The following is a 13007-nucleotide window of genomic DNA, read 5'->3' as shown; positions in this document are numbered from 1 at the left end:
ATGAGGTGAGAAATATGAGAATGTATGATTTAATTATGAAAAAAAGAAATGGAGAAGAACTTTCAACAGAAGAAATTAATTTTTTTGTTGATGGATATACAAAAGGCGAAATTCCAGATTATCAAGTTTCTGCGTTAATGATGGCTATTTACTTTCAAAAAATGAATAAAAGAGAAACTGCTGATCTTACGAAAGCCATGGTAAATAGTGGAGAAGTAATTGATTTATCAGGAATTGAAGGAAAAAAAGTAGATAAACATAGTACAGGTGGTGTTGGTGATACAACTACTTTAATTGTTGGTCCTATAGTTGCTGCTGCAGGTGTACCTGTTGCAAAAATGTCTGGTAGGGGCCTTGGTCATACTGGAGGAACAATTGATAAATTAGAATCTTTTGAAGGATTTTCAGTAAATCTGCCAATTGAAAAGTTTATACAAAATGTAAATGAAAGAAAAATTGCCATTGCTGGTCAAACAGCAAACTTAGCTCCAGCAGATAAGAAACTTTATGCACTTCGAGATGTCACAGCAACAGTGGATAATATGTCATTAATTGCTAGTAGTATTATGAGCAAAAAAATAGCTTCTGGAGCAGATGCAATTGTTCTCGATGTAAAAACAGGTAGTGGTGCATTTATGAAAAAAGAAGATGATTCTTTTGAACTTGCAAAAGAGATGGTTGACATAGGAACCCATGTTGGAAGAAATACAGTTGCAGTAATAACTGATATGGACCAACCATTAGGATTTGCTGTGGGTAATGCATTAGAAGTGAAGGAAGCTATTGAAACATTAAAAGGTAAAGGGCCAAAGGATCTTACAGAACTTTGTTTAACACTTGGATCTTATATGCTTGTATTAGGAGATAAAGCTAAAGATGTAAAAGAAGCAAGAAAAATTCTTGAGGATATTATAGATTCTGGTAAAGGGCTTGAAAAATTAAAAGAACTTGTCAAAGCGCAAGGGGGAGATCCAAAGTTTGTTGATGATCCATCCCTAATGCCTGCACCAAGTATTGTAGAATCTGTTATATCTAATGAAGAAGGATATGTAAAAGGAATAAAAGCTGATGATATAGGAAGAGCTGCCCTAGTATTAGGTGCAGGTAGAGAAACAAAAGAAAGTGAGATTGATTTATCTGTAGGAATTGTTCTTCACAAGAAAATTGGAGATTTTGTAAAAAAAGGAGAAGCGATTGCTACAATATATGCAAATGACGGAGAAAAACAAGAGATAGCTACAAAAATGATTTTTGATGCTTATGAGATTGTAAAAGAGGAAATAAAAGCAAAACAACTGATTAAAGGAATTGTTACAAAAGATGGAATAAATAGATTCTAATTTACAACCCGGCAAATAGTTGTCGGGTTATTTTGTTGGACTATGTAATATTGAATCGATATAAAACGATACAATTTTCAAAAAAGTATTGATAAATTATAATAAATGTGCCATAATATATAGCAAGATGAGAGGTACAATTATAATAATACCCATACAATTATAAAAATAAGGGGGAATTGTAATGGACAATAGATACGAATTAAATAAAAATCTTGCTCAAATGCTAAAGGGTGGAGTAATTATGGATGTAACGACTCCTGAAGAAGCAAAGATTGCTGAAGAAGCAGGCGCTTGTGCTGTTATGGCTCTTGAAAGGGTTCCTGCTGATATTAGAAAACATGGTGGTGTTGCAAGAGCTTCAGATCCACAAATGATTAAAGGGATTAAAGAAGCTGTTTCTATTCCTGTTATGGCAAAGGTAAGAATAGGCCATTTTGTAGAAGCACAAATACTTGAAGCTTTAGAAATAGATTATATAGATGAAAGTGAAGTTTTAACACCTGCTGACCCAACTCTTCATATTGACAAAAAAGCTTTCAAAGTTCCTTTTGTTTGTGGCGCTAAAAATCTAGGTGAAGCTTTAAGAAGAATTGGAGAAGGGGCTTCAATGATTAGAACTAAAGGGGAGCCTGGAACAGGTGATGTGATTGAAGCTGTTAAACATATGAGAATGATGAATGCTGAAATCAGAAGAATTCAAGGTCTATCTAAAGAAGAATTAATGAATGCAGCAAAAGAACTACAAGCGCCTATTCATTTAGTGGAGTATGTTCATGAATATGGAAAACTTCCTGTTGTAAACTTTGCGGCAGGTGGGATTGCTACTCCTGCTGATGCTGCGATGATGATGCAGCTTGGTTGTGATGGTGTATTTGTTGGTTCTGGAATCTTTAAATCTGGAGATCCAAGAAAAAGAGCTGCTGCAATAGTGAAAGCTGTTACACATTTTAATGATCCAAAGATATTAGCTGAAGTATCAGAGAACCTTGGAGAAGCAATGGTTGGAATTAATGTATATTCAATAGATAAAGAAGAAAGAATGGCGAATAGAGGGTACTAGGATGAAAAAGATAGGTGTTTTAGCACTTCAAGGTGCATTTAAAGAACATATAAAAATAATCCAATCACTAGGGCATGAAGCTATTGAGATAAGAAAAGCTGAACAGCTAGAGAATCTTGATGGAATTATATTACCTGGTGGGGAAAGCACAGCAATGGGGAAACTACTTAATGATTTTCAAATCAAAGAAGTGTTAGTAGATAAAATAAACAATGGGCTACCTGTATGGGGAACATGTGCAGGAATGATTCTTCTTGCTAAAGAGTTAGATGGTGATGAAGATGCTCATCTGAAAGTTATGGATATCAAGGTAAGACGAAATGCATATGGGTCTCAACTAGATAGCTTTGTTACAAAAGAAGTAATTAAAGGAATATCTGAAAAGGAAATTCCTATGGTATTTATTAGAGCTCCATATATTGTTGATATGGATGAAAAGGTTGATATGCTGCATAGGGTTGATGGAAACATTGTAGCGGCACGTCAGAAAAATATGATTGCAACTTCTTTTCATCCTGAATTGACAGATGATACCACTTTTCATGAATACTTTATTAATATGATAAAAGAAGTTAAATAGAATATTTTTAGATAAAATTAAAAGGCTTTGAATAAGTTTATGATTCAAAGCTTTTATTTTTTTGGAAATAATATAATTTTATCATTTTCTAATATTGATTACCAAAATATAATTTTTATTTGTATGGAACTTTTCAAAAATTACTGCGTCTAAATAAGTGTTGTTAATAAACAAAATTAATTTATAAAAATAGGGAGGAGAAAGAAGTGAAGAAAAGTTTAAGTGTAGCAATAATTGTACTAGTAATTATTTCATTAGTTGGATGTGGCAAACAAGAGCCTAATGTAGCAGTAAAAGAGATTATGATGAATATTGAAAAAGAAATTGAAAGTGTTTCTAGTTTAGCAAAATTAAATTTAACCAATCAAGAATTGTCTGAGTTTGACAAACAAGTTATTGCAAGCTATGGTATTAATTTAGAAGATGTTGAAGAAGGAATTATAAGATATCCAATGATCAATCTTTCTGCAGAAGAAGTAGCTGTGATAAAAGTAAAAGATCCATCAAAAGCATCCGTTATAAAAGAAGGATTTGAAAAACATGTTCAGCAGCAATTAAAAGCTTTTGAAAACTATGTTCCTAAAAATTATGAAATTGTAAAAAATCATATACTAAAAGTAGAAGGGAAATATATATTTTTAGCGATTTCTGAGGATGCTGAAAAAATGGAAGAAATATTTGATAATGCTTTAAAATAATGAAAAGGTACGTTTTTCGTACCTTTTCATTTTGTGAAATGTTCGTTATAGATTAAATAATAGGAAGTGTTGTAAGGATGGTTTTTAGCAGCTTAGTGTTTTTATTCGTATTTTTACCTATAACATTATTTGTTTATTTTATATCGCCTCATAAAATAAAGAATGTAATTTTACTGATGGTTAGTTTTGTATTTTATGCATGGGGAGAGCCTGTTTATATTTTTTTGATGATATTTTCATCTATTGTTGATTATATACATGGACGATTAATAGAAAGATATAGACACAAAGATCAAAAGGCAAGACTTATTGTATTATCTTCCATACTAATAAATTTAAGTTTATTGGCATTTTTTAAATATGCAGATTTTTTTATAGAAAATATAAATCATTTACTAAACACAAGTTTTATATCACCTAATTTATCACTTCCAATTGGTATTTCATTTTACACATTTCAAACTATGTCATATACCATTGATGTGTATCAAAGACAAGCTCCTGTACAAAAAAGTCCAATTGCATTAGCAACCTATGTGATGCTATTTCCTCAATTAATTGCAGGGCCCATTGTAAGATATAAAACGATAGCAAAGCAAATGAATCATCGAAAAGAAAATATCGATCAATTTGCTGAAGGGGTAAGAAGATTTATTATAGGGTTAGGAAAGAAAGTTTTATTAGCTAACAATATTGGTTTGCTATGGAGTGAAATACAAAGTACAAGTATGATTGACATGAGTGTATTTACAGCATGGCTAGGAATTATTGCTTTTGCATTTCAAATATATTTTGATTTTAGTGGTTATTCAGATATGTCTATTGGACTTGGTAAGATGTTTGGATTTGATTTTTTAGAAAACTTTCATTATCCATATATATCTCAAAGTATTACGGAGTTTTGGAGAAGATGGCATATTTCTTTAAGTACTTGGTTTAAAGATTATGTATATATTCCATTAGGCGGAAATAAAGTAAGCAAAATCAAAATGTATAGAAATTTATTTATCGTGTGGTTTTTAACGGGACTTTGGCATGGAGCAAGCTGGAACTTTGTTGTTTGGGGTCTATATTTTGGAATAATTATTGCTATTGAGAAAGCAGGATTATTAAAGATATTAGAAGGGCTATGTAGGCCAATCCGACATGTTTATGTTGCTTTCTTATTAATGATAGGATGGGTATGGTTTGTATTTGATGATTTCTCGAAAGCATTGGATTATTTTAGGGTCATGTTTGGATTTTATGATGTAAATTTACTAGATTCTAAATTCATCTATTATCTATATAGCCATATACTTTTATTCATTGTATTGATGATTGGTTCAACCCCTTTCATAAAAAACAGATCTAATTTTATACAAAAGCATTTAAAAGGGAATAAAAAGAGATTTTATGAAAATATTGTAATACCTATTCTATATTTTGTTATATTGTTTTTATCTACTGCTTATCTAGTAGATGAGGCATATAATCCATTTTTATATTTTAGGTTCTAAGGAAGTGGTTTTAAATGACGCAACCAAAAAATAAAATCATGACCATAATGTTTATAACATTTTTATTTGGAATATTTGTTCTAAATCTAATAACACCTGATAATAGTTTTTCAGAATCGGAGAATCGTATGTTAGCACAGCTACCAAAGTTTAAAATAAAAAATATAATTTCAGGCAGGTTCACAGAAAGGTTCGAGATATACGTTTCAGATCAATTTGTGTTTAAAAACTTTTGGGTATCTATCAAATCAGATATGGAACGATTATCAAAAAGAGGAAAGAATAATGGGATTTACTTTGGTAAAGATGGATATTTGCTAGAAGATTACAAAAAAGCGAATGAACAACTAAGGAAGAATATAGAGAGTATAAATATATTTGCTAATAAGTTGCCAAATATATCAATGTACCTGTTAGTCGTTCCTAATTCAGTAAAAATATATGAGGATAAATTACCCATCTTTTCAAGTCCATACAATCAATTAAATAGTATAAAATATATAAAGAAAAATATCAATCAAAGAGTAACATTTATAGACGTATATGATAGATTAAAGGATAAAAAAGATGAATACATTTATTTTAGAACAGATCACCATTGGACAATGCGAGGTGCTTATTATGCATATGAAGTATTATCAAACTATTTAGGAATAAAACCATATGGTATGAATGATTTTCATTCGGAAATGGTTAGTGATGCATTTTATGGTACTCTTTATTCAAAAGCTAATAACAGACATATTGTTCCAGATTCTATTGAAATTTTCAAACCCCTATTTGATATAAAATATGAGGTATTTTATTTAGACGATAATGAGTATACGGATACGTTATATGAATTTAAGCATTTAGATAAGAAAGATAAGTATGCCATGTTTTTAGATGGAAACCATTCTTTAGTAAAAATAAAAACAAGTGTAAAAAACAATAAGAAGATAGCAATTATTAAAGATTCTTATGCCCACTGTTTTATTCCATTTTTAGTGAATCACTATGAAGAGATTCACGTAATCGATTTAAGATATTATAAGATGGATGTTTATAACTATATCAAAGATCATAAGATCAAAGAAGTTTTATTTTTGTACAATCTAGCAATGTTTTCAGCAGATGAAAATATGCATTGCTTGAAAAAATAAATAGAATGTATGGTTAAATCACCCTTTGAATCATATTTATATATGAAGGGTGTTTTGTTTTATATAGAATATACGATGGATATTTTTAATATGATGAAAATAAAGTTATAATGAAAGTAAAATAATATAAAGATTTTTAAGAAATTTATTTCATATGGACAAGCTAGATAAGGGGTGAATCAATGAAGAAAGAAGTTTTAATGAGGATAAATAAGCTAAGCAAATATTATCAAATGGGTGAAGTTAAAGTAAAAGCTTTACAAGATATTACTTTTGAAATATATAAAGGAGAATTTGTTGTTATTTTAGGGCCTAGTGGTTCAGGAAAAAGTACCTTATTAAATATTTTAGGAGGGATGGATAAACCTACAGCTGGGCAAGTATTCTTAGAAGATGAAGAAATTACAGCATTTGATGAAAAGAGATTGACTATGTATAGGAGAAATAAAATTGGGTTTGTATTTCAATTTTATAATCTAATGGCAAATTTAACTGCTAGAGAAAATGTCGAACTAGCTACAGAAATATGTAAAAATCCATTGAATATAGATCATATTTTAGAGGATATTGGACTTTGTGATAGGAAATACCATTTTCCATCGCAATTGAGTGGGGGGGAACAACAAAGAGTTGCAATAGCAAGAGCTGTAGCGAAAAATCCTTTATTGCTTTTGTGTGATGAACCAACAGGAGCATTGGATTTTAAGACAGGTATTTCTATATTATCTCTTTTAAGTAAGATTAATAAGGAATACAAAAAAACAACCATTGTTATAACGCACAATGCATCTATAGCTAATATGGCTGATCGAGTTATTAGAATGAGAAGCGGCAAAATTATTGAAAATAAAATTAATCTAAATCTTGTATCCCCTGAAAGGATTGAGTGGTAATGCATAAATTAGATGTGAGGCTTTTAAGGTTTATGAAAAAATCAAAGGGACAGTTTCTAGCCATAACAGCATTAGTTATCGTAGGACTTATGTTTTATACTGCTCTAAGTGCAGCAGCCATTAATATGGGAAGGACCTTAAAGGATTATTATCATGTTACAAATTTTGCAGATATTTATGTGAAAGTAGTGAAAATTCCCCAAAAGGATGTAAAAAATCTAGAAAATATAAATGGAATAAAAAGGGTAGCAGGAAGAGTTGTATTTGATGTTCCATTAAAGGTTGAAAATGAAAAGGAGAAGGTAAATGTAAGAGTAATATCCATACCTGATAAAGATGAAACTATTAATTCTCTTTTTATGAAGGAAGGTGCATATATAAGCAGTGAAATTAAAGATGTAATGGTTCTTGAGCAGTTTGCTAAGGCAAGAAAAATTAAGCTAAATCAAATACTAAAACTTCAAATAGATGGAAAAGAGTATAATCTTAAAGTAAAAGGAATCGTAGCAAGTCCTGAATATATTTATTTGATGGAGGATGAACAAAGTCTTTTACCTGAACCAGGGAAGTTTGGTGTCTTGTTTGTTTCAAATAAGTTTGCACAACAGAGTTTTGGGTTTGAAGATAGTTACAATGAAATTGTTATACAGGCTAAATCTGAATATGATGTAGAGAAAATAAAGAAAAAATTAGAAAAGATATTAAAGAGATATGGAGTAAAAAGAATTATAACAAAAGAGGAGCAACTAAGTAATAGAATGATCTCTGAGGAAATTAGTCAATTGAAAAAATCATCAAATACTATCCCTTTAGTATTTTTAGGCGTAGCAGCTATTATTATTGGTGTTATGGTATCAAAAACTGTAAAAAACGATAGAATGGCGATTGGTGTATTAAAGGCCCTAGGGTTTAATAATGTTCAAATTATTTTTCATTATACTAAATATGCCTTGATGATTGGCATTATTGGTGCGATTATTGGAACAGTTTTTGGGATGGTTTTATCAGGATATATGACAAAATTGTATATTCAATTTTACAATATACCTATGTTAAAGATAAATTTTTATTATAGATATATGTTTTTAGCTGTTTTTATCTCATCAGTTTTTTGTATTATTTCAGGATTATTAGGAGCAAGAAAAGTACTCAATATTTTACCAGCTGAATCTATGCGTCCGGAAGCACCTAAGGTTGGAAAAAGTATTTGGTTAGAAAAGATCATCATATTATGGGAAAGAATTTCTTTTAGTTGGAAAATAGTATTGAGGGATATTTTTAGGAATAAAAAAAGGTTTGTATTTATTACATTTGGAATTGCTTTAACTTATGCTATTACTTTAATACCCCTTCATCAAAATCATTTGTTTATAAAAATATTTCATACACACTATGGTACGTTTCAAAGAATGGACTATAATATAAATTTTAGCAGACCTATGCATATGAAAGTGATCAATGATATTACCCATATAGTTGAGACAGATAAGATTGAACCTAAAATAGAATATCCATTTGAAATTGTTTATGGATGGAAATCTAAGGTAGTAACTGTGATTGGACTTAAAAAAAATACAGAATTTTATTATTTTGTGAACCTAAAGAACAAAAAGATAGATATTCCTAAAAAAGGAATTGTATTATCTGAAAATTTAGCACGATATTTAGGGGTAAAAAAGGGAGAACAGGTAAAAATTAAAACGTTTATTCCGGATAGAGAAGACATATATGTAGAGGTAAAAGAGATTATTAAGCAAAGTTTAGGGATCAATGCATATATGAATATACAACAAATGAATACAAAGTTATTAGACAAAAAATTAATAACAGGCGTATATTTAGATACTAATGATAACGTAAAGGAAAAGTTGGAAAATGCCAAAAATATAACTTCTATAAAGTCTTTAGAAGATTCAAGAAATGTTTTTAAACAGTTCTTGAAATTAACTATTTTTTCAATTGGGATTATGATTTTGTTTGCAGGAATATTAGGATTTGCAATCGTCTATAATGCTACGGTAATGAGCATTTCTGAAAGAAGATTAGAATTTTCATCCTTAAGGGTATTAGGATTTACGAAGAAAGAAATCTATAGAATTATTTCTAAAGAAAATGGAATAATGACTATTTTAGGAATTATTATGGGCATACCGATTGGAAAATATATGGTTTATTCGATCATGCAGGCTTTTAATACGGAGTTATATACATTAGATACGGATGTAGCGCTGAGTACTTATGTATTTGCAGGTATATTTACAATTGTTTTTGTAAGTTTGTCTCAGCTATTTACTTTAAGAAAAATAAATGGGTTAGACTTTATGGAAGCTTTAAAAAACAGAATTTCGTAAAGGAGTGTAATGATGAAGAAAAAAATTATTATAGTAATTATAATTGTTGTAATAAGTATCATGGTATATATGGGTAATGATGCAAAAACAATTGAAGCAGAAATTTTTACCGTAAAAAGAGGGGATATATCAGCGTATGTTGATGAGATGGCTATTGTAAAATCAAGAAATCAAAGAGTAGTCTATGCAAAAGGAACAAATGAAATGAAGGAAATCAATGTAGAAGTAGGAGATCTTATAAAAAAGGGAGATTTACTAGCGAAATCAGATACTAAGGAAATAGATATTCAAATTAAGGGGTTAGAGGCAAAGCTTAAAAGTTTACTGGCTGCTTTTGAGGAAGCTATAAAACCTGCAGATAAAGAAAAAATTAATCAAATGAAGGCAAAGGTTACTTCTGCAAAAGTGAATTTAGAAGAGGCAAAAAGGAATGCAGAGAATTATAAAAAGCTTTATGAAAAAGGAGCAGTAAGCTTTGATACGTATAAGCGCACTTTAAAGGAACTTTCTTTAAAGGAACAATCCTTAAAGATTGCAGAAAATGAATTAGCTCTTTTAGAAAAAGGGGTTTCTAATCATATTAAGAAACAATATGAAGGACAGATTGAGGAACTAAAATATCAAATAGATCTTTTGAAGAAGAATAGAGAAGATAAGATGATTAAGGCTCCTGTAGATGGGGTTGTTTTAGAAATTTATTCAAAAGAAGGACAATATATGCAGCCAGGAACTAAAATTTTAGAAATAGGAGATGTAGATAAATTATATTTAGAGACAGATATATTAGTTAGTGAAATAGGGAATATTCAAGAAGGAATGCCTGTAATGATATATAGTGATGATTTAAATTTTCAAGGCAAGGGTTACGTAAGCAAAATCCATCCAAAAGCATTCAGCAAATCATCTGATTTAGGAATAGAACAAAAGAGAGTAAAAGTTGAAATAGATTTTACTGAAAATAATGTAGATCTATCTAAATTAAAAGTAGGATATGAAGTAGATGTAAAAATTATTCTATGGACGAAACAAGACGTATTATTCGTTCCTGATCGTTCAATTTTTACGTATAAAGATGGGAATTATGTATTTGCTATTGAAAACAATACAGCTATTTTGAAGAAAGTTAAAGTTGGAGTAGAAGGAGAAGATAGGACAGAGATTGTATCAGGATTGAATGAAGGAGAAAAGATTGTATTATCTCCATATAAAGACTTAGAAGAGGGTATTAAAATAAAAGAAAAAGTTCAATAAAATTATGCAAACCCAGATTTATAGGGTAGAAAGATTATTATCATAGAATATCTCTGAAAAAAAGGGAATCAGATATTTTCTGAGTCCCTTTTCTAAAAAATTATACATTTGGAATATTTTTTCCATAAAATATTTCTGTCATTTCTTTATCTAGTTTCTGAATAATATCTTTTCGTTCTTCTTCTGTTAAATCTTCTTCACTTATTTCAAATAAATAGTTATCTAGTTTAATATCTTTTAGTTTCATTTTTGTGTGAAATATATTAGATTGATAGATATTCATATCGATTAGACTATATCGATCAATTGTTTTTTTATCAATGTAATTTTGGATAGAGTTAATTTTATGATCGATAAAATGCTTTCTACCATCAATATCTCTTGTGAAACCTCTTACTCTATAATCAATGGTAATAATATCTGAATCAAAGCTATCAATTAGATAATTTAATGCATTTATAGGAGAAATGGTACCACAAGTAGAAACATCAATATCTACCCTAAATGTACTGATATTATTTTGTGGATGGGTTTCAGGGTAAGTATGAACTGTTACATGACTTTTATCTAAATGGCCTACAACACTTTTGCGAATCGGACTTATGATGCCTCTGTTACATGAAGGATCAAGCACATATAAAGGAACTTCTTCTTCAGAGATTAATAAAGTTACACTTGCTCCTTGTGGATCATAATCTTGTTTTGCAACATTTAAAACACTTGCACCTATTATTTCTGTGACATTGGTTAAAATTTTGGTTAGTCTATCAGCATTGTATTGTTCATCAATATACTCAATATATTTTTTGCGTTCTTCTTCTGTTTTTGTATAACAAATATCATAAATATTAAAGCTTAATGTTTTTGTTAAGTTATTAAACCCATATAATTTTAGTTTTTTTTGTGTTTGTTTTGCCAATATCATTCCTCTTTTCTAATATGGTTTTAAAATAGTAATTTATTTTAGAATAAAGTTGTTTTTAGTAAATAAAATTTATTTCAATAATATAATTATAAAAATTTTAATAAAAAAGTCAAGTGTCGAAGATAGATTTTTTATGTAATATTTTGCATATAATAAATAGGATAATAAGAATAAACAGAAGGGATGCAAGAAATTATGAAGAAGATGATTATAATGTTGATGTGTATAGTTTTATTTACAGGGTGTATACAAAAAGAATCATTGCAAAATATTACATCTATGGATGAGCGTAACAGGATATATAATATAATCATGAAACAAGATCTTTTATCATTAATGATGGCATATCCAGAATATATTAAAGATGTAGAAAGGGAAAAAGATAACAAAATATATATAGTAACGAAATCAGGAAAGAGAATTCTTTACGATGATAAAAGGAGGAAGAATCTTAACGAGAAGTTATCCAATCCAGATTTACAAGACATGATGCAGCAGATTTATCCTATTTATTCTATTAAAAATTTAATGAGAAAAACTTTAAATCCAGGTCGTATAAGAGTTTATGGATTACTAAAAGAGGTTTATGGTAATTCAAAAGAACAAATAAAGTCTAATCTTGTAGGAGTGAAGGTAGGTTATAAATATTACCCATTTAATCGAAAAAATAATGCTGCTGATTCCTTACAAAAAGTTATGAAAGAACTTATGATATTGATGAAGAAGCGGAAAGATATTTATTCTTTTGTATTTCCAACAAGCGGGACTTTTAACTATCGTTATATTGCAGGAACTAATCGATTAAGTCCTCATGCCTTTGGAATAGCTATTGATCTTAAAAGAGATAAAAAAGATTATTGGAAATGGGCTTCGCGTGAAGATGGTCAAAAGAGATTAGCTTCTTATCCAAAGGAAATTGTTAAGATATTTGAGAAAAATAATTTTATATGGGGAGGAAAATGGGGTCATTTTGATATATTGCATTTTGAATATCGACCAGAGCTTATTATAAAGTCTAGATATTTTTCAGACAAAACTAACTATAAAAAGCCATGGTATGATGGAGTACCTTATGAAGATCCTACTATAAAAAGCTATATTCAGATAATTGAGAAAGGATTGAGTAAATAAGTTATATTTTGTTAAAAGACAATTCTCAAAAAGTATGATTGAGAATTGTTTTTTAGTTATGCTGAATCTAGGAAAATAGGAATATAGCGTGTTTTTAACGATGATTAATATTAGGCTTATATATGAATAAAAAT

General features: G+C 29.3%; 11 protein-coding genes. 10 read left to right on the top strand and 1 reads right to left on the bottom strand.

Features of this window, described 5'->3' with window-relative positions:
• Positions 1 to 14 precede the first annotated feature (14 nt).
• The 9 genes from FQB35_RS08625 to FQB35_RS08585 all read left to right on the top strand — a co-directional run bounded on the left by FQB35_RS08625 (position 15) and on the right by FQB35_RS08585 (position 10817).
• A complete protein-coding gene (locus tag FQB35_RS08625; protein ID WP_148809589.1) occupies positions 15 to 1340 on the top strand; it encodes a pyrimidine-nucleoside phosphorylase in 1326 nt (441 codons plus the stop codon).
• 184 nt (positions 1341 to 1524) lie between these two features.
• Positions 1525 to 2403, top strand: coding sequence for a pyridoxal 5'-phosphate synthase lyase subunit PdxS (pdxS, locus tag FQB35_RS08620; protein WP_148809588.1), 879 nt, complete (start codon positions 1525 to 1527; stop codon positions 2401 to 2403).
• A 1-nt stretch (position 2404) separates the two neighbouring features.
• Positions 2405 to 2983, top strand: coding sequence for a pyridoxal 5'-phosphate synthase glutaminase subunit PdxT (gene pdxT / locus FQB35_RS08615; protein ID WP_148809587.1), 579 nt, complete (start codon positions 2405 to 2407; stop codon positions 2981 to 2983).
• A gap of 206 nt (positions 2984 to 3189) precedes the next feature.
• Positions 3190 to 3681 carry a DUF4358 domain-containing protein gene (locus tag FQB35_RS08610; protein ID WP_148809586.1) on the top strand — a complete coding sequence of 164 codons (492 nt, stop codon included), beginning with the start codon at positions 3190 to 3192 and terminating at the stop codon, positions 3679 to 3681.
• 77 nt (positions 3682 to 3758) lie between these two features.
• Positions 3759 to 5180, top strand: coding sequence for an MBOAT family O-acyltransferase (locus FQB35_RS08605; RefSeq protein ID WP_148809585.1), 1422 nt, complete (start codon positions 3759 to 3761; stop codon positions 5178 to 5180).
• A gap of 14 nt (positions 5181 to 5194) precedes the next feature.
• The gene (locus FQB35_RS08600; RefSeq protein WP_231701768.1) at positions 5195 to 6322 is read left to right on the top strand and encodes a DHHW family protein; all 1128 of its coding nucleotides are present in this window, start codon (positions 5195 to 5197) and stop codon (positions 6320 to 6322) included.
• Positions 6323 to 6504: 182 nt separating this feature from the next.
• Entirely contained in the window at positions 6505 to 7215 is a 711-nt protein-coding gene (locus FQB35_RS08595; RefSeq protein WP_148809584.1) for an ABC transporter ATP-binding protein, read from the top strand.
• A 32-nt stretch (positions 7216 to 7247) separates the two neighbouring features.
• A complete protein-coding gene (locus FQB35_RS08590) occupies positions 7248 to 9566 on the top strand; it encodes an ABC transporter permease (protein ID WP_231701767.1) in 2319 nt (772 codons plus the stop codon).
• 12 nt (positions 9567 to 9578) lie between these two features.
• Positions 9579 to 10817 (top strand): efflux RND transporter periplasmic adaptor subunit, encoded by a 1239-nt coding sequence (locus tag FQB35_RS08585; protein WP_168198293.1) that lies wholly within the window; start codon positions 9579 to 9581, stop codon positions 10815 to 10817.
• Positions 10818 to 10917: 100 nt separating this feature from the next.
• Here FQB35_RS08585 and speD read toward each other — a convergent pair whose 3' ends face one another.
• Positions 10918 to 11742 carry an adenosylmethionine decarboxylase gene (speD, locus tag FQB35_RS08580; protein WP_148809581.1) on the bottom strand — a complete coding sequence of 275 codons (825 nt, stop codon included), beginning with the start codon at positions 11740 to 11742 and terminating at the stop codon, positions 10918 to 10920.
• Between the two features lie 195 nt (positions 11743 to 11937).
• On the opposite strand from speD, the gene FQB35_RS08575 reads away from it, so the two are divergent.
• Complete coding sequence (locus FQB35_RS08575; RefSeq protein WP_148809580.1) at positions 11938 to 12873, top strand: M15 family metallopeptidase; 936 nt, start codon at positions 11938 to 11940, stop codon at positions 12871 to 12873.
• The last annotated feature ends 134 nt before the right edge of the window (positions 12874 to 13007 follow it).

The organism is Crassaminicella thermophila, assembly GCF_008152325.1.
Taxonomy (GTDB): Bacteria; Bacillota; Clostridia; order Peptostreptococcales; family Thermotaleaceae; genus Crassaminicella_A; species Crassaminicella_A thermophila.
This window is presented reverse-complemented; position numbering and strand designations above follow the sequence as displayed.

Bases quoted from the DNA above. Each gene is read 5' to 3' on its own strand.
- FQB35_RS08595 (WP_148809584.1), top strand. From the start codon at position 6,505: ATGAAGAAAGAAGTTTTAATGAGGATAAATAAGCTAAGCAAATATTAT.
- FQB35_RS08600 (WP_231701768.1), top strand. From the start codon at position 5,195: ATGACGCAACCAAAAAATAAAATCATGACCATAATGTTTATAACATTT.
- FQB35_RS08605 (WP_148809585.1), top strand. From the start codon at position 3,759: ATGGTTTTTAGCAGCTTAGTGTTTTTATTCGTATTTTTACCTATAACA.
- FQB35_RS08590 (WP_231701767.1), top strand. From the start codon at position 7,248: ATGAAAAAATCAAAGGGACAGTTTCTAGCCATAACAGCATTAGTTATC.
- FQB35_RS08575 (WP_148809580.1), top strand. From the start codon at position 11,938: ATGAAGAAGATGATTATAATGTTGATGTGTATAGTTTTATTTACAGGG.
- speD (WP_148809581.1), bottom strand. From the start codon at position 11,742: ATGATATTGGCAAAACAAACACAAAAAAAACTAAAATTATATGGGTTT.
- pdxT (WP_148809587.1), top strand. From the start codon at position 2,405: ATGAAAAAGATAGGTGTTTTAGCACTTCAAGGTGCATTTAAAGAACAT.
- FQB35_RS08625 (WP_148809589.1), top strand. From the start codon at position 15: ATGAGAATGTATGATTTAATTATGAAAAAAAGAAATGGAGAAGAACTT.
- pdxS (WP_148809588.1), top strand. From the start codon at position 1,525: ATGGACAATAGATACGAATTAAATAAAAATCTTGCTCAAATGCTAAAG.
- FQB35_RS08585 (WP_168198293.1), top strand. From the start codon at position 9,579: ATGAAGAAAAAAATTATTATAGTAATTATAATTGTTGTAATAAGTATC.